Origin of the sequence: Pseudorhodobacter antarcticus (assembly GCF_900110135.1) — a bacterium.
GTDB lineage: Bacteria > Pseudomonadota > Alphaproteobacteria > Rhodobacterales > Rhodobacteraceae > Pseudorhodobacter > Pseudorhodobacter antarcticus.
The window spans coordinates 105,204-123,305 of sequence record NZ_FOCO01000008.1 but is presented as its reverse complement, the minus strand read 5'-3'; the positions used below and the strand labels follow the sequence as shown (position 1 = coordinate 123,305).

Sequence of the window (18,102 nt, the reverse complement as noted above, 5' to 3'; positions counted from 1 at the left end):
ACCCAATATTAGCGCGCTTGGCAAGGTAAAAAGGGGAAGTTTACCCATTGGCGTGCAGGGTATGATCGCATGACCCCAGCACAGGAGAGCCCCATGACTGCCCTGACCGATTTTGCCGAGAGCCTTGCCACGGATGATGTGATCGCGCGGCTGCAAGCGGGGGTGATTGGCGAAGGGGCGGCGTTTGAAACGCCGTTTGGCACGCAAAAGTTGACCTATGCCGATTATGTGGCGTCGGGGCGGGCGTTGCGCCAAGTGGAGGGGTTTGTGATGGAACGCGTGCTGCCGTTTTACGCCAACAGCCATACCGAAGCATCCCATTGCGGGGGGGAAATGACGCGGATGCGGCGCGAGGCGCGGGCGATTATCGCGGCTGCGTGCGGGGCGGATGATCGGTTTGCGACCGTGTTTGCGGGGGCGGGGGCCACGGCGGGGTTGAACCGTTTGGTGCATTTGCTGGGCGTGGCAGAGGCGGTGGCGGCGGGCGCGCGGCCCTTGGTGATTATTGGGCCGTATGAACATCATTCCAACATCCTGCCATGGCGCGAAAGTGGAGCGGAGGTGGTGGAGGTGCCGGAGGCGGCGATGGGCGGGCCAGATTTGGGCGCGCTGGAGGCGTTATTGATGGCGGCCAAGGGGCGGCCCATTGTGGGGGCGTTTTCGGCGGCATCGAATGTGACGGGGATTGTGACGGACGCAGATGCGGTGACGCGATTATTGAAGGCCCACGGGGCGCGGGCGGTTTGGGATTATGCGGGGGCTGCGCCGTACCTGCCGATTGATATGCGGGCGGGCACGGACGCGGAAAAAGATGCGGTGGTGGTATCGGCGCATAAGTTTCCGGGCGGGCCGGGCGCATCGGGCGTGATGATTGTGCGCAAGGCGGCTGTTTGCAGCGCGCGCATGTTCCAGCCCGGCGGCGGCACGGTGCGGTTTGTGTCGCCCACAGCGCATGATTACAGCAGCGATATTACGGTGCGCGAGGAGGCGGGGACGCCGAATGTGGTGGGCGATATTCGCGCAGCGCTGTGTTTCATGGTGAAGGCGGCGATGGGCCAAGCGTTTATGGACGCGCGCCATGGCGCATTGCGGGCGCGGGCGCTGGCGGTTTGGGGGCAAAACCCGAATTTGCAGATTATGGGGAATGTTCAGGCCCCTGCCCTGCCGATTTTCTCATTTCGGGTGCGCGACAGCGCGCGGGGCGGGGTGTTGCACCACCAATTGTTCACGCGGCTGTTGTCGGATGTGCATGGGATACAGGCGCGGGGTGGCTGTGCCTGTGCGGGGCCATATGCGCACCGTTTGCTGGGGATTGAGGTGGGGCAATCAGACGCCATTCGCGCGGCGATACTCAGCGGGGAGGAGATGGAAAAACCCGGCTGGACGCGGTTGAACCTGTCGGCGTTGATGGATGATGCAAAGGCCGACCGGGTGATCGCGGCGGTGGACAGCTTGGCGCGCAACCCTTATCCCATGGCGGATGTGTATTGCTGTGACGCAGCGACAGCGCGGTTTCGGCCCGCCGCCTGAGGGGGAATTTATGGCGAATTTGGGCGATTTGCCCGCGTTCAAAGCGCTGATCTTTGATTGCGACGGCACGCTGGTGATCAGCGCCGATTTGCATTTCGCGGCGTTTAATGTGGCGCTGGCGCGGCAGGGGTTTGTGATGGATCCGGCATGGTACGGCGCACGCACGGGGCTGGCGCGGCGCGATTTGCTGGGCGCGTTGGCCGAGGCGCAGCCGGGGTTGGACGTGGCGCGCGCGGTGCAAGGCAGCATTGAGGCGACATTGGGGGCGGCGGCGGTCTGTGCGCCCAACGCGCCCGTGGTGGATTTGGCGCGGGCATGGTTTGGCCGGGTGCCCATGGCCGTGGCATCCAACGCCGAAGGGGCGGTTTTGCGCGCGATGCTGGGAGCGTGCGATTTGGGCGCGCTGTTTGACCCCATTGTCAGTCTGGATGATGCGGGCGTGGCGAAACCCGACCCGGCGATGTTTTTGCTGGCCGCAGCGCGGATGGGTGTGGCCCCTGCCGATTGTTTGGTGCTGGAGGACAGCGACCAAGGGATGCAGGCTGCGCGCGCGGCGGGGATGCTGGCCGTGGATGTGCGGTGACACGATTTTCGGCAATCTTTGCCTTTGTCATGCGGGCGGGGTGGTCATTTTCCGGTTGAAGGTTACAATTACACCACATGCGTGTGATCTGACCGAAGGGAATTGCTGTGACCGCCGCGCCACCGATTATTGAATTGTGCCATGTGGACAAGTACTTTGGCCCATTCCAAGCGCTGACCGACATCAACTTTGCCGTCCGGCAGGGAGAGCGAGTTGTGGTGTGCGGGCCGTCGGGGTCGGGCAAATCCACGATGATTAGGTGTATCAATAGGCTGGAGGAGCATGACGCGGGCACGATCACTGTGGATGGGATTTTGCTGGGCGATGATACCAAGGATATTCGGGCGGTGCGCCAAGATGTTGGGATGGTGTTTCAGCAGTTCAACCTGTTTCCGCATTTGACGGTTTTGGAGAACTTGACCATTGGCCCCATTCGCGTGCGCAAGATGGACAAGGCCGCGGCAGAGGCGTTGGGGCGCAAGTATTTGGACCGGGTGCATATCCCTGAACAAGCGGACAAGTTCCCCAGCCAGTTGTCGGGCGGCCAGCAGCAGCGCGTGGCGATTGCGCGCAGCCTGTGTATGGAACCCAAGATTATGCTGTTTGACGAGCCGACGAGTGCCTTGGACCCCGAGATGATCAGCGAGGTTTTGGAGGCGATGGTGGAGCTGGCCAATTCCGGCATGACCATGGTTTGTGTGACGCATGAAATGGGGTTTGCGCGGCGGGTGGCCGATAAGATGGTGTTTATGGAGGCCGGGCGCATTGTGGAAACCGCACCACCCGGTGAGTTTTTCACCGCGCCGAAAAGTGACCGTGCGCGCATGTTCCTTGACCAAATCTTGGAGCATTAGGGTGGCGCGGGCGGGCAAGCGGGGGTTGCGGCGGGTTATGGCGTCAACGCCCGTGTCGGTTGTGATCTATTTGATTGTGATGTTTTTGATCGTTGAAACGGCACTGAAGGGTGCCGAGGCGATGGGGTATAATTGGCAATGGTATCGCATCCCGCAGTATTTCTTTGAGGACGGCGACGCAGGCATTGTGCTTGGCGAAATCCCGTGGGGGTTGGTGGGGACGATCACGCTGTCGACCATGGCGTTTGCGCTGGCGGTTGGGATTGGGCTGTTGGTGGCGCTGTTGCGACTGTCAGATTTGATTGTGGGCCGGGCCGTGGCGCGGGTGTTTTTGGAAATTGTGCGCAACATTCCGTTGTTGGTGCTGCTGTATGTTTTCTACTACGTTTTTGGACCGATTTTCGGGATGGACCGCTATGTGGCAAGCGTTTTGTGCCTTGCGGTGTTCCATGGTGCCCTGATGTCCGAGATTTTTCGGGGGGGCATTGCGGCGGTCGCACTGGGGCAGTGGGAGGCGGCGAAATCGGTTGGGATGAGCACGGCACAGATTTACCGATACATCATTCTGCCGCAGTCGGTGCGGTTTATGCTGCCGCCGATGACCAGCGAAGTTGTGAATATGATTAAATCTTCGGCAATTGTGAGTGTGATTGCGGTGGTGGAGCTGACAACCGTGGGGCGCAACATCATTTCCGACACATATCTGAGCTTTGAGATTTGGTTTACCATTGCGGCGGTCTATATGGCCCTTACGCTTATCATTTCCAGTTTTGCAAGCTACCTTGAGCGGCGCTATGCCGTGACGGATTAAGACGTTTTTCAACCAACGGGAGTACCCCAGATGACACTGACACGACGCATGATGACCGCCACCCTTGGGATGGCATTGGCCACCGGGTTGGCCCTGCCCGCCGTGGCACAAGATGCCCGCGCGGACCTGTCGAAAACCAGCGTGATTGAGCAGATCAAAGAAGCTGGCGTGATCAAGATTGGCCTGTCGGTGTTTGTGCCGTGGTCGATGCGCGACAAAACCGGCGAGCTGATTGGGTTTGAATTGGACGTGGGCCGCAAGCTGGCCGCCGATATGGGCGTTGAGGTGGAGTTTATCCCAACCGCATGGGACGGCATTATTCCGGCGCTGGTGTCGGGCACGTTTGACGTGATCATTTCGGGCATGTCGGTGACGCCTGTGCGCAACTTGACGGTCAACTTCTCGGACCCTTATGCCTATTCGGGTGTGACCATTTTGGCCAATACCGCAATGACCACGGGCATGGCGCTGGAAGATTACAATAAGCCCGAGATCACCTTTGCCGCTCGCCGTGGAGCGACCCCTGCGACCGTGATCGGGCAGTTGTTCCCTGAGGCGACGTTGCTGCTGTTTGATGAAGATGGGGCCGCGACCCAAGAAGTGTTGAACGGCAACGCGCACGCGACCATGATGTCGGAGCCAAGCCCGTCGATGGAAGCACGCAACAACCCCGAAACCGTGTCTGTGCCGTTTGACCAGACATTTTTGGCCACGGGTGAGGCTTTTGCGTATCGCAAGGGCGACCCGGATGCGACCAACTTTTTCAACAACTGGATTGGTGTGAACTGGGCCAATGGCTGGTTGAAAGAGCGTAATGATTATTGGTTCAAAGGCACCGAATGGGCTGACCAAGTCGATCAGTAAAACCACTGGCCCGGTGTTGTGCCGGGCCATTTTAACCGCCTAGGTTTCGGGGGCCCATGCGCCGCACAAAACGCCGTTCCTTGCATTGGCTGGATTATTTGATTGCAGCCGTGGTTGTCGCGTTCATCGCGGTGATCTGGCTGCGCATATCCGGCACGCTGAACTATAAATGGCAGTGGGAACGCATCCCCAATTATATTTTGCGCTGGGATGAGGCGGACGGGCGCTGGGTGGCCAACCTGCTCTTGCAAGGGTTGATCACCACCATTCGCATCGCGATTTATTCCGGCATTCTGGCGCTGATCTTGGGGACGCTGCTGGGGATTGCGCGCACGTCCACAAACCTTGTCATTCGGATGCTGGCGCGGACCTACCTAGAGGTGCTGCGCAACATTCCACCCGTTGTGGTGGTGTTCATCTTTTTCTTTTTCCTGTCGCAACAATTGATTGCGGTGTTGAATATGGAAACCTGGGCGCGCGGCATTGCGCGGCAAGATGACATTGCGGTTTGGGAATTTTTCTTTGGCGATATGCGGCGGTTTCCATCGCTGATTTCGGGCGTGATTGTGCTGGCACTGTTTGAGTCTGCGTTTGTGGGGGAAATTGTGCGGGCGGGGATACAATCCATCCCGCGCGGACAACGTGAGGCGGCACGGTCCATCGGGATGAGTTGGACCGATGAGATGCGGTTTATCGTGATGCCGCAAGCGTTGCGCAAAGTGCTGCCGCCGCTGTCGAACCAGTTTATTTCCTTGGTCAAGGACAGCTCTATCATCTCGCTGATTTCGGTGCAGGAATTGACGTATAAGACGGTGGAATTGGTCGCATCGACGCGGATGATATTTGAGGCGTGGATCGCCACGGCCTGCCTGTATTTTATCCTGTGTTTTGGGTTGTCACTGCTGTTTCGACGGTTGGAAACAGGCGGCAAACATAAGCCCCGCTAATGGGTGACATTATGTATTTGGAATTGCGTGAATTTTTGCAGCGGCTAGGGTGAAATGATGCGGGGTCAAGACCCTGCCCCCTTTTATTTCTGGTTCCCATATGTCCGCCCCCACAGACCTGTCGTTTGACCTTGCTGTGACGAACCTTTTGACCCATTGCGCCGCGTTGCGCGCGGGGGACAGGCTGCTGATTGTGGCCGAAAGCGCTGAATTTGGCTATTATGACGGGATTACCGCGCAAAGGGTGGCGGATGCGGCGCGGGCCCGCGGGATCGAGGTGGCATCAGTGATGGTGCCGTTCCAAGAGATGGTCCGGGGCATCAATGACGCCGAGGTGGCGATGATGGAAGCCGCCACCTGCACCATATTCTTTGCGCGCTTGGGCGATCAAATGCGGTTTCGTGCCCTGCCCCGCGGGGTGCGGGCCGTGGTGTGTTATGCGCTTGATATGGCGGCGTTTTGTTCCACCTATGGCACCGCGCATTACGCGGCATTTGTGGCGTTAAAGCGGGCGGTGGATGCGATGGTGTCGGGCGCGCGAGAGGTGCGGGTGACCTGCCCGCTTGGGACCGATTTTCGGGGCAACGGTTCGGCGGTGGCCCATTCTTCTGCACCGTGTGATGTAACCGTGGCGCGGTTCCCGATGTCGGTGTTTGCGCCCGTACCTGCAGTGGGGTTTTCGGGGCGCGCGGCGTTGGCGGGGTTTTTGATGGGCACGGGGTCGCGGTACTACGCGCCTTATGGCTGCGCGTTGCAAGCGCCCCTGCTTGCGGTGTTTGAGGGTGGGCGGTTGCAGCGGTTTGAAGGGCGGCCCGACGATGTGGCACGCGCCACAGCGCATGTGTTGGACGTGGCCGCCCGGTTTGATCTCGATGCAGGCGCAGTTCATTCGTGGCACGCGGGCATCCATCCGGGCTGTGCGCATCCGCAGCCCGTGGAGGAGGATTATTTGCGGTGGGGCGGTGCGGCCTTTGGCAACCCGCGCATTTTGCATTTCCACACCTGCGGGGTAGAGGCACCGGGCGAAATTTCGTGGAACATTATCGATCCGACCATTTGGATTGATGGCGTGGCCGTGTGGGAAAACGGGCAACTGCAGCCCGACCGCGTGCCCGGCGGCGCAGCAATTTTGGCACGCTATCCTTGTGCGGCGGCGTGTTTTGCTGCGCCTGCGCGGGACATTGGGGTTGATATGGCGCGGTTTTTGCCTGCCTATGCGTGAGTGATTTAAGCAGCGAGGCACAGCGATGTTTTCAGGCGAGTATCCGTTGAATTGTTGGTATGTGGCCGGGCGGGCGGAGGATTTTGACCATTCCTTGCGCGCGCTGCGGCTGTTTGGGCGGGCGATTGTGTTTTACCGCAGCGCGGCCGGCCCGGTTGTTGCGTTGGAGGATGCCTGCCCGCACCGCAAACTGCCGTTGTCTATGGGGACGCTGGTGGATGACCGTGTGGTTTGCGGATATCACGGGTTGACGTTTGATGGGTCGGGCACGTGTGTGGCCGCCCCCACGCAACCAGATGCGATACCCAAACGCGCGCGGGTGCACAGCTTTCCGATTGTGGAACGGTACGGGTTTGTGTGGATTTGGCCGGGGGATGCGGCGCGGGCGGATGTGGACCTGATGCTGGACATTCCGAATTTCGATAACCCGAACTGGGGAAAAACCGCGCGGGGTTCGCTGTCGATTGGCTGCAATTACCTGTGGGTGGTGGATAATTTGCTGGACCCCAGCCATGTGGCATGGGTGCATTTGACATCTTTTGCCGGGGCGGGGACCGACAACGCGCCGTTGGATATGTTTGAAGGCGCGGACCGGGTGATTGTGTCGCGCTGGATTTATGATGCGCCCGCGTCGCCTTATTACCAGCCATTTTTGGCTTTTGCGGGGAATTGCGACCGCAAGCAGCATTATGAATGTCGCCTGCCTGCCGTGGCGATTAACGGGTCGATTTATACGCCAGTGGGGACGGGTGGGCGCGATGACGGGCTGCCGGATGCGGCGTTGCGGAATTTTTCGTATAATTTCATGACGCCTGTGGACGCGGAGAATACGCTCTATTTCTGGTTTCAGCATTGCAACGCCATTCCGGGGCGGCCGGATATGGCGGAGCGGATGTTTGCCGGGGCCACCATGGCGTTTAATGAGGATAAGGCGATTTTGGAGGCGGTGCAGCGGGGCATGGCCATTGAGGGCGTGCCGCTGAACTTGGGGTTGGATGCAGGCGCGATGCGGTTTCGCAAGCTGGTGGAGCGGATGATCGCGGCGGAGCGGGCGTGAGCGATTGGGACGTGGAAGTGGACGCGCTGGGGCTGTTGTGCCCCCTGCCCGTTTTGCGCGCGCGCAAAGCGTTGATGGGGATGAAACCCGGCGCAGTGCTGCGGGTTTTGGCGAGTGACCCGATGGCGGTGGTGGATTTGCCGCATTTTTGCACACAGGGCGGGCATGGGTTTTTGGGCATGGCTGAGGTTGCGGGCGGGCAGGCGTATTTGATTTGTCGCGGCTGAGGATTTCTAGGTATTTTTGCCAAGATGAATTGGGCAGGGCAGGCCCAGAATCCAGCCTTCGGTTTTTTGCGCGATGGCGGGGGGGGCGGCGAGGTGGGTTGCCAGCGTGCCGCCTGATTGCGCGGCGGCGATGATTTGGGCGGTGATGCGGGTTTGGGCGGCGTCTTTGATTTCATCGAGGTGTTGGGCGGCGCGGATTTCTGGGGCGTAAAGGGAGGGCCACACCTCGACCAGCGTGATCGGTTTGGTGAGGGGGGCGAACGGCCAGACCGCGATTTGGGTGGGGAAAGCTGCGCGCAGGCGGGAGAGGCTGGCCATGCCCGTTATGGCTTGGGAGCCGACGGCCCCTGCCCCGCCGAGTTGCCAGCAGGTGAAAGCACCTTTTGCCATGGTTTCAGATAAGCGCTTTTCGGGCAGGCCATGGTTGGTGCGGGCGGTGCCTTTGTGCGGCAGGTGCGGCAGGGTTTGTTTTGTTGCGTTGAACCAGAATGGACCAATGCCGGGGAAAAGTTGGTTGAGTTGGTTGGCGAGGGCGAAGCGGTTGTTTTGAGTTGGTGTGTCGGTGAGGTGGGCGGCGTAATGGTCCCACAAGGCCAAGGGATTTTCGCTGCCTGTGATTTGTGCGGCGAACGTGCCGGGGTAGCCGAAGGGGAAATCGAAGCCTGCGAGGAGGGTTTGGTTTTTTGCGAGGATTTCTGTGCAGAGGGCGTGGAGGTAGGCTTCCACCACTTGGCGGTTGCGGTGGTAGATGGGTTTGACGGGGGTGCTGCCATCGATGAGGGTGGACCAGATTGCGTCTTTTTTCGGGGATTTGCCACGGTCATTGCCGCCGGACCAATCGACGATCAGGATGTTGTCAAACTGCATGGTTTTGCGCGGTGATAAGGTCGTTGGGCGTGTTAATGTTGAAGAACGGGTCAAACGCGGCGTCGAACGTGGCGGTGGTGGCGCTGTGACGGGTGGTGAAATCGCGGACTTTGCGCTGGCCATGGGTGAGGGCGCTGCGCAGATCGTCGCGCAAATGCGTGGGCCAGAGAGCGAACGTGGGGTGCAGGCCGTCGGCCGTGGCGGCGATGCACAGACCGCTGGGGCCTGCGTTGGCGTGCAGCATTTCAGCGAGGTTTTGCGGGAAAAACGGCGTGTCGGCGGCGGCGGTGATGAGGGCGGGGTGGCCGAAGCTGGCCGCCCAATCCATGCCTGCGAGGATGCCTGCCAGCGGGCCTGCGTGATCTGGGATGGTGTCGGGCAGGATGGGCAGGTTGAACTGTGCGAAGCGCGCGGCATCGCCATTGGCGTTGATCGCAAGGGGCGCGCATTGGGGGTGCAGCCGCGCGATAACATGGGCGAGCAGGGTTTGGCCGTTGAGCATCAAGAGCCCTTTGTCACCACCGCCCATGCGGGTTGCGCGGCCACCTGCGAGGATGATTGCGGGGAAGATTTGGGGGGTCATGTACCGCGCCAAGCGGTGAGTTGGGCGAAGGTGGCATCGGGGTTTTCCAGCGCGCGCAGAGGCAGGGGGTAAACCGCGCCACTGACGTTGAGAAAGATCGCTGTTTTACCTTTGATGATGCCTTGGGTCGCGGGCCATTCAAGATGACGTGTCTCGGCAGGTGCGCGGAGTGCAACACCGCTTTCGGAGGCTGTCAACTCGGTCTCAACAGGGGCGCTTGTTGCATTGGCGGCCATCCAAGCCACCAAAACCCGGTAATATTGCATATTGGCAAAGGTAGCTGTGACACCGATCGCAATAAGCCAAGGGGCGAGGGTGGTTTGACCCGTGGCGATGATGCTGATTGCCCAGAATAGCAGCAACGGGGCCATACCTGACAGAAAGTCGCGCCAGATCGACCAGCCTTTTATGATGCCGCGCTGGGTGGGGGTCAAAAGCAAGTGTCTGGAAACGCCAAGCCCTTCGGCCAGTTCATCTTTGGTCACTGTGAAACGTGCGGTGATCATAGGGGGGATGGGTGCTTTCATCAGGTTTGGGTATCTTGTATGCCAGTGGTTGAGTTTGCAAGAGGGCCGCGATGCTGGGCTATATCACCGGGTTTGCCGAGGGGCAGGCGAATGATTTATTGGGTTGCGTGGCGGCGGCGTTGCAGGCTGAGGGCGTGCGCGTGGCGGGTGTGGTGCAGGTGAATACAGGCGCGCGCGGGGCGATGGATTTGCAGGTTTTGGGCGGGGATTTGGTGCGGATTAGCCAGTCGCTGGGGACGTTGTCGCGCGGGTGCCGGTTGGATGCGGCGGGGTTGGAGCGCGCGGTGGGATTGGTTGAAGCGCAGCTGACCGCAGGGGCAGATGTGGTGATTGTGAACAAGTTTGGCAAGCAAGAGGCGGCGGGGCGCGGGTTTCGACCTTTGATTGGGGCGGCGTTGGGCGCGGGGGTGCCCGTGCTGTTGTCCGTGGGGGACGGGTATTTGGCGGCGTTTGAGGAATTTGCGGATGGGATGGGCCGAGCGTTGGCCCCGGTTGACGCGGACGTTTTGGGATTTTGTCGGGAGGAGATGGGGCGATGATGCGGCCAAAGATGCAGCGGATGGTGGCGATTGGTGAAGCGATGGTGGAGATGGCACCATTGGCGGGCGGCGCGTACCAGATGGGGTTTGCGGGGGATACGCTGAACACCGCGTGGTATGCGCGCCGGGTTTTGCCCGAGGGCTGGTCGGTGGAGTATTTCACGGCGCTGGGGCAGGATGGGGTGTCGGATCGGATGGTCGGGTTTTTGGGTGCGGCGGGGATTGGCGTGGGCCATATCGCGCGGCTGCCGGGGCGGACCGTGGGGCTTTATATGATCGAATTGCGGGACGGTGAGCGCAGCTTTGCCTATTGGCGCGGGCAGTCGGCGGCGCGGTTGCTGGCAGATGCGGGGCGGTTGGCGCGGGGGTTGGACGGCGCGGGGGTGGTGTATTTGTCGGGGATCACCTTGGCGATCTTGGAAGGGGATGGGCGGGACGTGCTGTTTGCGGCGTTGCGCGTGGCGCGTGCGGCAGGGGCCGTAGTGGTGTTTGACCCGAACTTGCGGCCCCGGCTGTGGGATGACACGGCGACGATGTGTGATGTGGTGATGCAGGCGGCGGCGCTGTCGGACATCGTGTTGCCATCGCATGAGGATGAGGCAGCGTTTTTTGGTGATGTGGATGTGGCGGCGACGGCGGCACGCTATGCCAAGGCTGGAGCCGGGTTGGTTGTGGTGAAGAATGGCGGCGGGGAGATGATGACGCTGGAGGATGGGGTCGTTGGGTTGCACGCGCCGGAGGTTGGGGTTGCCGTGGTGGACAGCACGGCGGCGGGCGACAGTTTTAACGCGGGTTTTTTGAGCGCGTGGTTGGTGGGCGGCGATGCGGCGGCGTCAGTGCGGGCGGGCGCGCAGTTGGCGGCGCGGGTGATTGGGCAGCGCGGGGCGCTGTGTGAGGTTTTTGAGTAAGGGGGCATTCTGCCCCCTTAACCCCCTGAGGATATTTAGAAAGAGATGATTTAGCCGCGCCCGATGAAGGGCATGGCGCTGGCCATCACGGTCATAAACTGCACGTTGGTATCGAGTGGCAGGCCGGCCATGTGCAGGATGGACGTGGCGATGTGTTTCACGTCCATCACGGGTTCCACCGCGTTGGTGCCGTTCGCTTGGGGGACCCCTTTGGTCATCGCCACGGCCATATCGGTTAGCGCGTTGCCGATGTCAATTTGACCGCAGGCGATGTTAAAGGGGCGACCATCCAGCGACAGGGTGCGGGTGAGGCCCGTGACCGCGTGTTTTGACATGGTGTAAGGCGCAGAGCCGGGGCGCGGGACATGGGCGGAAATGGACCCGTTGTTGATGATGCGCCCGCCCATCGGGGTTTGGGTGCGCATGTGGCGAAAGGCGGCGCGGGCGCACAGGAACATGCCCGTGATGTTGACGTTGGAGAGGTGGAGCCAATCGTCGACATTAATCTCATCAATCAGGGTGGAGGGGAGCGATGCGCCGGCGTTGTTAAAGAGCGCGTCGATGTGGCCCCATTGGGTGGCGGCTGTGGCAAAGGCGGCGTCGACTTGGGTTGGGTTGGTCACATCGGCGGGCAGGATGAGAGCGTTAGGGTTGGCGTTCGCGGTTTCCTGCAAGGGTGCCTCGCGGCGACCCAGCAGGCCCACGCGCCAGCCTGCGTCAAGGAAAGCCGTGGCCGTGGCGCGGCCGATGCCGGAGCCTGCGCCCGTGATGATGATGGATTGCATAGATCGGCCCCTAGTGGTTGTCGCGCGGCAAATCCTTGACCACGCGGTGATAGGTTGTGGCGAGTTCCAGACAGCCGCCGTCGGAAAGCTGGCCGACATGTTGGCGGTAAATCTCTTGCCACGGTGTTTGGTGATGCAGTTCTGGCGGGACCCAAGCGGCGCGGCGTTGGGTCCATTCGGCGTCATCGACCAAAGCGTTCAGAGTGCTGGCGTTCAGATCGAGCCGCACGCGGTCGCCCGTTTTCAACAGGGCAAGGCCGCCGCCCACCACGGCCTCGGGGGAGGCGTTGAGGATGGAGGGGCTTTCGGAGGTGCCCGATTGGCGACCATCGCCCACGGTGGGCATGTGGTTGATGCCCGCTTTGATCATCGCATCTGGCGGCTGCATGTTGACTACCTCGGCGGAGCCGGGATAGCCGACGCAGCCAACATTGCGGATGAACAGGATGCAGTGTTCATCGATTCCCAAAGCGGGGTCGTTGATGCGGTCGTGGTAATCCTCGGGGCCTTCAAACACGATGGCGCGGGCTTCATGGATGTTTTCCGCGCCGGGTTGCGACAGGAAACGGCTGCGGAAATCGGCACTGATCACGCTGGTTTTCATCAAGGCACTGTCAAACAGGTTGCCGGACAGCACCAGAAAGCCAGCGTTTTTGCGCATGGGGGCATCGTAGGGCAGGATGACTTCCGTATCGCGGCTGCGCCAATGGCCGATGGTTTCCGACACGGGTTTGCCAGCGGCAGTCATCGCATCGCCGTGCAAACGGCCTGCTGCGTAAAGTTCGCCCATGATGGCGGGAACGCCGCCTGCGCGGTAAAAACTCTCGCTTAGGTATTTGCCAGCGGGTTGGATGTTGGCGAGAAGCGGCACGTCAAACCCGATTTTCTGCCAATCAGTCACGTGCAATTCCACGCCTGCGTGCCGAGCAATCGCTTGCAAATGCGGCGGTGCGTTGGTGGAGCCGCCGATCGCAGAGTTGACCACGATTGCGTTTTCAAACGCTTTGCGGGTCAGGATGTCAGAGGGTTTCAAATCCTCCTCCACCATTTCAACGATCCGTTTTCCGGTGGCATAGGCCATGGCCATACGTTCGCGGAACGGGGCCGGAATCGCAGAGTTGCCGGGCAGCGACATGCCCAGCGCCTCGGCCATCGCGTTCATCGTGCTGGCGGTGCCCATGGTGTTGCAATGGCCAAGGGAGGGGGCGGAAGAGCAGACCCGCGACATGAATTCTTCCAAATCAATCTTGCCATCGGCCAGCAAACGGCGGCTTTCCCAAACGATGGTGCCGGACCCCGTACGTTCGCCGTTCCACCAACCGTCCAGCATCGGGCCGCCGTTCAGCGCAATCGCGGGCAGGTCCACGGTGGCTGCCCCCATCAGCATCGCGGGCGTGGTTTTGTCGCAGCCCGTGGTCAGCACAACCCCGTCCAGCGGATAGCCGTGCAGCACCTCCACCAGCGACAAATACGCCAAATTGCGGTCCAATGCAGCCGTGGGGCGTTTGCCGGTTTCCTGGATGGGATGCACAGGAAATTCCATCGGCACGCCGCCCGCATCGCGGATGCCTGCCTTGATGCGGTCCATCAAAAACACATGGATTTTGTTGCACGGCGTCAGGTCCGACCCGGTTTGCGCGATGCCAATCACGGGGCGGTTGCCCTGCAATTCCTCGCGCGTGTATTCTTGGTTCAAATAGCGTTCCAGATACAGCGCGGTCATGCCCGGATTATTGGGATTGTCGAACCATTCCTGAGAGCGGTATTTCTTGCGCGCGCGGGTATCGGACATGGTATGTGCTTTCTGCTACGGGTGCATTTGCGGCTATACTGCATTTTGGTATACCATATCGCAACCGCTATTGATGAAAGTTGCAGGCAAAATGGCAAGTGTCGAAACCAAAGCGGCCTTTTGGCGGGGGTTGAAGGATTGCAGCCCGTTTATTGTGGTAGTGATCCCGTTTTCTACGCTGTTTGGCGTGGTGGCGCGCGATGCGGGGTTGGATATTTTGCAAGTCGTAGCGATGTCGGCGATTGTGATTGCGGGGTCGGCGCAGTTCACGGCACTGTCGCTGTTGCAAGAAGGCGCACCGGTGTTCGTGGTGTTACTGGCGTCCCTCGCGGTGAACATGCGCATGGCGATGTATTCGGCGGCACTGGTGCCGCATATCGGTGCGGCGCCTTTGCGGCTGCGGGCGTTGATGGCCTATGTGATGGTCGATCAAACATTCGCCGTATCCGTGCAGACGTTTGAGGCGGAGCCAGAGATGCCGCTGGACCAAAAGATCGCCTATTATTTTGGTTGCATCGTGGTGGTGTGCATCCCTTGGTACATTTGCACCTTTTTGGGTGCGCTGTTGGGCCAAGCGATTCCCACGTCTCTGTCGCCCGATTTTGCGGTGCCGATTTGCTTTATCGCGCTGGTCGCCCCCATGCTGCGCACTCTGCCCCATGTCGTGACGGCGGGGGTATCGGTGCTGGCGGCGGTGGCGTTTGCCTGGGTGCCATGGAATTTTGGCCTGATCATCGCGGCCGTGCTGGCGATGATCGCAGGCGCGCAGGTAGAGTTTTGGCAGCGGCGCAAAGCAAGGGGGGCAGAGCTATGATCCCCGACAGCACCTTTTGGTTTGTAACGGCGGTGCTGGGCGTTGGCACCTATCTGATCCGCTTTTCCTTCCTTGGCCTGCTAGGCGGGCGGCAATTGCCCGATTGGCTGCTGGTGCATCTGCGCTATGTCGGCGTGGCGGTGCTGCCCGCGCTTGTTACCCCGATGATCCTTTGGCCCGCTGCCAACGGCGGCCAGCTGGACCCTTTGCGCATGATCGCCGCTGCCGCCGCCATGTGGGCTGGCTGGCGGCTGGGCGTGGTCTGGGCGATTGTGGTGGGCATGGGCACGCTGTGGGGCCTGCAATACCTGACCTCGCAATTTCATCTTGGCTAAAATACCTGCGCCGCAGGCATGCTGGCCACACGGCAAACCCTAGCCCTTTTTCACCGCCGCAGCCAAGTCCAACCCATTCAACGCGGCGACGTGATCAGACAGCGACGGTACATAATCGCCACCCTTGCCCGCCGCCTCTGCCTGCGCAAATGCGTTGCGTATGGCGGCCCCCATCGGGTTCGCCATACCCGCAGCCATTGCCATGCCGGCGATATAACGGGTGTCTTTGGCCGCGTTTTGGATGGTGAATTTATGCGCATTCACATCGCGACCCACGGCATATTTCATAAAGCTGTCGAACATCCCATTGGTCAGTCGCGAGGAGCCTATCACCCGCTGCACATCTTGTGGCGACAGGCCAGATTTCACCGCCATCACCAACGCCTCGGAATACAGCGCTGCATAGCCCATGCCGATAAAGTTCATCACCAGTTTCATGCGGTGCGCAGACCCCACTGGCCCCATGTGGTTGATATTGCCCGCCCATGTGGAAATGACGGGGTGGATTTGCGCTAACACCGCATCATCGCAGCCAACCATGGCGTCCAGCGTGCCTGCCTCAGCCTCGGCTGGCGTGCGGCCAAGGGGGGCATCGACCAGCACCATACCCAACGCCCCCATTTCCGCCGCCAATGCCACGGTGGAATTTGGGTCGGCGGTGGTGGCGTCGATCACGATCAAGCCCGCCTTGCCACTGGCCATGATGCCGTCAGGGCCGCGCAGAACAGCCTCCACCGCCGGGCTGTCGGGCAGGCACAAATGGATGATGTCGCACGCCTCGGCCATGGCGCGGGGGGATGAAGCCTCCACCGCGCCCAGGGCCAGCAGGCGGTCAATGGGGGCGCGGTTGCGGTTGCCGCGCACCATCAGGGGGTATCCTTTGGCCACAAGGTTCGCGGCCATGCCGACCCCCATAAAGCCAAGGCCGATAAAGCCGATCTTTGGTTTGGTCATGGTGTCCCTCTTTCAGGTCAGTGCGGCGGCTTCGACCCGCCGCCGTTGCAGCATCAGCGCGCGTTCGCGCCGCCAGATATAGACGCCCGATGCGATGATGATCGTGGTGCCGAACGCGGTGACCCATGTCGGCAGATTGCCAAAGATGAAAAAGCCGGACGCGGTGGCATAGATCACTTGGATATAGGTCATGGGGGCCAAGCTGGACGCATCGGCAAAGCGGTGGGCGGCTACCGCGATGCCGTGGCCCGCAGCCCCAAACACCCCGATCATGCACAGCACGGCCCATTCGGTGCCGGTTTGTGGCCAGACCCAGACCATCACGCCGAACGGGGCCAGCACCAGTGTGGCAAGGCCAGAGGCCCAAAGTTGGCTGGTGGAATTGCTTTCCACCCCTGCCAAACGCCGCGTGATGACAAAATAGGTCGCGGCGCATAAAAGACCGCAGAGCGATAGGGCCATGGCCGGGTGAAAGGCAGCGCCCCACGGTTGGACCACCACCATGACCCCGGCGAAACCGACCAGAATGGCCGCGACCCGGCGCGCACCGATGCGTTCGCCCAAGAACAGCACGGACAGGATGGTAATGATGATGGGGGACGCGAAATAGATCGCGGTGGTGATGGTGATGGGCAGATATTTTAGCGCCGCAAAATTGAACACGGTGCTGGCAAGCAGCACAACCGCGCGCAGCAGTTGCAGGCGGGGCGCGTTGGACTGAAACGCCTCTATCCCTTCGCGTGGGATGAAGGCAAGGCTGGAGGCGATGAAATGCCCGGCGTAGCGCACGAAAACCACCTGCAAGATGGGCAGGCCCGACAGAATAAGCCATTTGGCGGACGTATCGATGGAGGTGAACATCGCCAGCGCCGCACACATTAGGCCTAGGCCCAGCATCGGGTTATCTTCGCGGGCTTTGGGCTGCATCAGGGGGCCTTTGCGATGTCATCGGCCAGAAACCAGCGCACGGTATCGGCGAATGACGCGTCTTGGGCGAACCCCAGTGCCAGCGCCTTGGTGGGGGTGCAATGGCCGCGCCAGCCTTTAACGATTGTTTGCACCGCTGCATCGGGGTGCCATGTGATGCGGTTTTCGGCATCGGGGCCTGTCACATCAGTCATGGCGGCGATCATTTGCGCCACAGTGTCACTGCGGCCCGGCAGGTTGATGCAGCGGTTGGTGCCGAAATCCGCGCAATTTAGGTTGGCGGCGTGGATAAGGTTGGCGACCACGGTGCGGGGGGCGGTGTGATAGATCGGGTAATCGGGGGCGACCGGGCAGTTGGAGGTTTCGCCTTGCAGCGTGTCGCGGAAAATGGACGACATAAAGCTGGATGCGGCGGCGTTGGCGCGACCGGGGCGGATGGTGACGGTGGGCAGGCGCAACCCGCGCCCATCGACCATGCCACGCCGGGTCATGTCGTTCAGCAGCAATTCCCCCATCACCTTTTGCGTGCCGTAGGAGGTTTGTGGGTTCAACTCCACCCCGTCGACGATATGCGCAGGCTCCTCTCCGCCATGGGCGGCGATAGAGGAGGCGTAGACGACCACGGGGGCGTTTGCGTGGGTGCGGGCGGCTTGCAGCAGGTTCAAGGTGCCGAAAAGGTTGACGTTGAGGCCTAGGTCAAAATCAGCCTCGGCTTGGCCGGACACGATGGCGGCGAGGTGGAAGATGACGTCGAAGGGCTGCGCCATAAGGGTTTGCACATCGGCGGGGTCGGTGATGTTGCAAGCGGTGTTTGTGGCGGGGAACGGCAGGGTTAGCGGCGCGGGGGCGGCAAGGTCGGCCAGCGTAAGCTGCGTGATGGGTTGGCCGCGCAACTGGCCTGTGGTGCCCAGCGCGCGGGCCAGTTTTTGGCCCAAAAATCCGCCGCCGCCTGTGATCAATACCCGCATTATTTGTC

At 60.9% G+C, this 18,102-nt stretch carries 21 protein-coding genes; 13 read left to right on the top strand and 8 right to left on the bottom strand.

The features are described 5' to 3' along the window. Positions 1-93: 93 nt before the first annotated feature. The 9 genes from BMY36_RS06050 (at position 94) to BMY36_RS06010 (ending at position 8,095) form a co-directional block, all read left to right on the top strand. On the top strand, positions 94-1,530 hold the full coding sequence (locus BMY36_RS06050; RefSeq protein WP_197086064.1) for an aminotransferase class V-fold PLP-dependent enzyme: 1,437 nt from the start codon (positions 94-96) through the stop codon (positions 1,528-1,530). 10 nt (positions 1,531-1,540) lie between these two features. Then, positions 1,541-2,113 (top strand): HAD family hydrolase, encoded by a 573-nt coding sequence (locus tag BMY36_RS06045; protein WP_050520164.1) that lies wholly within the window; start codon positions 1,541-1,543, stop codon positions 2,111-2,113. Positions 2,114-2,220: 107 nt separating this feature from the next. Further along, positions 2,221-2,967, top strand: coding sequence for an amino acid ABC transporter ATP-binding protein (locus BMY36_RS06040; RefSeq protein ID WP_050520127.1), 747 nt, complete (start codon positions 2,221-2,223; stop codon positions 2,965-2,967). Next, positions 2,945-3,778, top strand: a complete 834-nt coding sequence (locus tag BMY36_RS06035) for an amino acid ABC transporter permease (protein ID WP_231579729.1) — start codon at positions 2,945-2,947, stop codon at positions 3,776-3,778. Before BMY36_RS06040 ends, BMY36_RS06035 begins: the two co-directional genes overlap by 23 nt. Before the next feature lie 30 nt (positions 3,779-3,808). After that, positions 3,809-4,642, top strand: coding sequence for a transporter substrate-binding domain-containing protein (locus BMY36_RS06030; protein WP_050520126.1), 834 nt, complete (start codon positions 3,809-3,811; stop codon positions 4,640-4,642). 56 nt (positions 4,643-4,698) lie between these two features. After that, the gene (locus BMY36_RS06025; protein WP_050520125.1) at positions 4,699-5,589 is read left to right on the top strand and encodes an amino acid ABC transporter permease; all 891 of its coding nucleotides are present in this window, start codon (positions 4,699-4,701) and stop codon (positions 5,587-5,589) included. Between the two features lie 100 nt (positions 5,590-5,689). Continuing rightward, positions 5,690-6,811: a hypothetical protein gene (locus tag BMY36_RS06020; protein WP_050520124.1), complete on the top strand. Its 1,122-nt coding sequence runs from the start codon at positions 5,690-5,692 to the stop codon at positions 6,809-6,811. 25 nt (positions 6,812-6,836) lie between these two features. Then, a complete protein-coding gene (locus BMY36_RS06015) occupies positions 6,837-7,868 on the top strand; it encodes an aromatic ring-hydroxylating dioxygenase subunit alpha (RefSeq protein WP_050520123.1) in 1,032 nt (343 codons plus the stop codon). Next, a complete protein-coding gene (locus BMY36_RS06010) occupies positions 7,865-8,095 on the top strand; it encodes a sulfurtransferase TusA family protein (protein WP_050520122.1) in 231 nt (76 codons plus the stop codon). The genes BMY36_RS06015 and BMY36_RS06010 overlap by 4 nt, the downstream gene beginning before the upstream one ends. 6 nt (positions 8,096-8,101) lie before the next feature. Here BMY36_RS06010 and BMY36_RS06005 read toward each other — a convergent pair whose 3' ends face one another. The 3 genes from BMY36_RS06005 to BMY36_RS05995 are packed head-to-tail and all read right to left on the bottom strand — an operon-like array spanning position 8,102 to position 10,072. Next, on the bottom strand, positions 8,102-8,962 hold the full coding sequence (locus tag BMY36_RS06005; protein WP_050520121.1) for a hypothetical protein: 861 nt from the start codon (positions 8,960-8,962) through the stop codon (positions 8,102-8,104). Continuing rightward, entirely contained in the window at positions 8,952-9,545 is a 594-nt protein-coding gene (gene mobA, locus BMY36_RS06000) for a molybdenum cofactor guanylyltransferase MobA (protein WP_050520120.1), read from the bottom strand. Before mobA ends, BMY36_RS06005 begins: the two co-directional genes overlap by 11 nt. Further along, positions 9,542-10,072 carry a hypothetical protein gene (locus BMY36_RS05995; RefSeq protein ID WP_050520119.1) on the bottom strand — a complete coding sequence of 177 codons (531 nt, stop codon included), beginning with the start codon at positions 10,070-10,072 and terminating at the stop codon, positions 9,542-9,544. The genes mobA and BMY36_RS05995 overlap by 4 nt, the downstream gene beginning before the upstream one ends. A gap of 50 nt (positions 10,073-10,122) precedes the next feature. Between BMY36_RS05995 and BMY36_RS05990 the strand changes: the two genes are divergently transcribed. Further along, positions 10,123-10,611 (top strand): DUF2478 domain-containing protein, encoded by a 489-nt coding sequence (locus tag BMY36_RS05990; protein ID WP_050520118.1) that lies wholly within the window; start codon positions 10,123-10,125, stop codon positions 10,609-10,611. Then, positions 10,608-11,519 (top strand): sugar kinase, encoded by a 912-nt coding sequence (locus tag BMY36_RS05985; RefSeq protein WP_331458137.1) that lies wholly within the window; start codon positions 10,608-10,610, stop codon positions 11,517-11,519. Before BMY36_RS05990 ends, BMY36_RS05985 begins: the two co-directional genes overlap by 4 nt. A gap of 50 nt (positions 11,520-11,569) precedes the next feature. Here the strand turns inward: BMY36_RS05985 and BMY36_RS05980 are convergent, their stop codons facing one another. Together BMY36_RS05980 and BMY36_RS05975 are read right to left on the bottom strand one after the other, a co-directional pair. Further along, a complete protein-coding gene (locus BMY36_RS05980) occupies positions 11,570-12,304 on the bottom strand; it encodes an SDR family oxidoreductase (RefSeq protein WP_050520116.1) in 735 nt (244 codons plus the stop codon). A gap of 10 nt (positions 12,305-12,314) precedes the next feature. Then, on the bottom strand, positions 12,315-14,096 hold the full coding sequence (locus BMY36_RS05975) for an IlvD/Edd family dehydratase (protein ID WP_050520115.1): 1,782 nt from the start codon (positions 14,094-14,096) through the stop codon (positions 12,315-12,317). Positions 14,097-14,187: 91 nt separating this feature from the next. Between BMY36_RS05975 and BMY36_RS05970 the strand changes: the two genes are divergently transcribed. Together BMY36_RS05970 and BMY36_RS05965 are read left to right on the top strand one after the other, a co-directional pair. Further along, positions 14,188-14,910, top strand: a complete 723-nt coding sequence (locus BMY36_RS05970; protein ID WP_050520162.1) for an AzlC family ABC transporter permease — start codon at positions 14,188-14,190, stop codon at positions 14,908-14,910. After that, a complete protein-coding gene (locus BMY36_RS05965; RefSeq protein ID WP_050520114.1) occupies positions 14,907-15,245 on the top strand; it encodes a branched-chain amino acid transport AzlD family protein in 339 nt (112 codons plus the stop codon). Before BMY36_RS05970 ends, BMY36_RS05965 begins: the two co-directional genes overlap by 4 nt. Before the next feature lie 39 nt (positions 15,246-15,284). On the opposite strand, the gene BMY36_RS05960 is transcribed toward BMY36_RS05965, so the two are convergent. The 3 genes from BMY36_RS05960 to denD are packed head-to-tail and all read right to left on the bottom strand — an operon-like array spanning position 15,285 to position 18,094. After that, positions 15,285-16,199, bottom strand: a complete 915-nt coding sequence (locus tag BMY36_RS05960; protein ID WP_050520113.1) for an NAD(P)-dependent oxidoreductase — start codon at positions 16,197-16,199, stop codon at positions 15,285-15,287. A gap of 12 nt (positions 16,200-16,211) precedes the next feature. Then, on the bottom strand, positions 16,212-17,126 hold the full coding sequence (locus BMY36_RS05955) for a DMT family transporter (RefSeq protein WP_050520112.1): 915 nt from the start codon (positions 17,124-17,126) through the stop codon (positions 16,212-16,214). Then, the gene (gene denD / locus BMY36_RS05950; RefSeq protein ID WP_050520111.1) at positions 17,126-18,094 is read right to left on the bottom strand and encodes a D-erythronate dehydrogenase; all 969 of its coding nucleotides are present in this window, start codon (positions 18,092-18,094) and stop codon (positions 17,126-17,128) included. The genes BMY36_RS05955 and denD overlap by 1 nt, the downstream gene beginning before the upstream one ends. Positions 18,095-18,102 lie beyond the last annotated feature (8 nt).

Coding starts and splice junctions, on each gene's coding strand:
- BMY36_RS06050 (WP_197086064.1), top strand. CDS start 94: ATGACTGCCCTGACCGATTTTGCCGAGAGCCTTGCCACGGATGATGTG.
- BMY36_RS06045 (WP_050520164.1), top strand. CDS start 1,541: ATGGCGAATTTGGGCGATTTGCCCGCGTTCAAAGCGCTGATCTTTGAT.
- BMY36_RS06030 (WP_050520126.1), top strand. CDS start 3,809: ATGACACTGACACGACGCATGATGACCGCCACCCTTGGGATGGCATTG.
- BMY36_RS06025 (WP_050520125.1), top strand. CDS start 4,699: ATGCGCCGCACAAAACGCCGTTCCTTGCATTGGCTGGATTATTTGATT.
- BMY36_RS06020 (WP_050520124.1), top strand. CDS start 5,690: ATGTCCGCCCCCACAGACCTGTCGTTTGACCTTGCTGTGACGAACCTT.
- BMY36_RS06015 (WP_050520123.1), top strand. CDS start 6,837: ATGTTTTCAGGCGAGTATCCGTTGAATTGTTGGTATGTGGCCGGGCGG.
- BMY36_RS06005 (WP_050520121.1), bottom strand. CDS start 8,962: ATGCAGTTTGACAACATCCTGATCGTCGATTGGTCCGGCGGCAATGAC.
- mobA (WP_050520120.1), bottom strand. CDS start 9,545: ATGACCCCCCAAATCTTCCCCGCAATCATCCTCGCAGGTGGCCGCGCA.
- BMY36_RS05995 (WP_050520119.1), bottom strand. CDS start 10,072: ATGAAAGCACCCATCCCCCCTATGATCACCGCACGTTTCACAGTGACC.
- BMY36_RS05990 (WP_050520118.1), top strand. CDS start 10,123: ATGCTGGGCTATATCACCGGGTTTGCCGAGGGGCAGGCGAATGATTTA.
- BMY36_RS05985 (WP_331458137.1), top strand. CDS start 10,608: ATGATGCGGCCAAAGATGCAGCGGATGGTGGCGATTGGTGAAGCGATG.
- BMY36_RS05980 (WP_050520116.1), bottom strand. CDS start 12,304: ATGCAATCCATCATCATCACGGGCGCAGGCTCCGGCATCGGCCGCGCC.
- BMY36_RS05975 (WP_050520115.1), bottom strand. CDS start 14,096: ATGTCCGATACCCGCGCGCGCAAGAAATACCGCTCTCAGGAATGGTTC.
- BMY36_RS05970 (WP_050520162.1), top strand. CDS start 14,188: ATGGCAAGTGTCGAAACCAAAGCGGCCTTTTGGCGGGGGTTGAAGGAT.
- BMY36_RS05965 (WP_050520114.1), top strand. CDS start 14,907: ATGATCCCCGACAGCACCTTTTGGTTTGTAACGGCGGTGCTGGGCGTT.
- BMY36_RS05960 (WP_050520113.1), bottom strand. CDS start 16,199: ATGACCAAACCAAAGATCGGCTTTATCGGCCTTGGCTTTATGGGGGTC.
- BMY36_RS05955 (WP_050520112.1), bottom strand. CDS start 17,126: ATGCAGCCCAAAGCCCGCGAAGATAACCCGATGCTGGGCCTAGGCCTA.
- denD (WP_050520111.1), bottom strand. CDS start 18,094: ATGCGGGTATTGATCACAGGCGGCGGCGGATTTTTGGGCCAAAAACTG.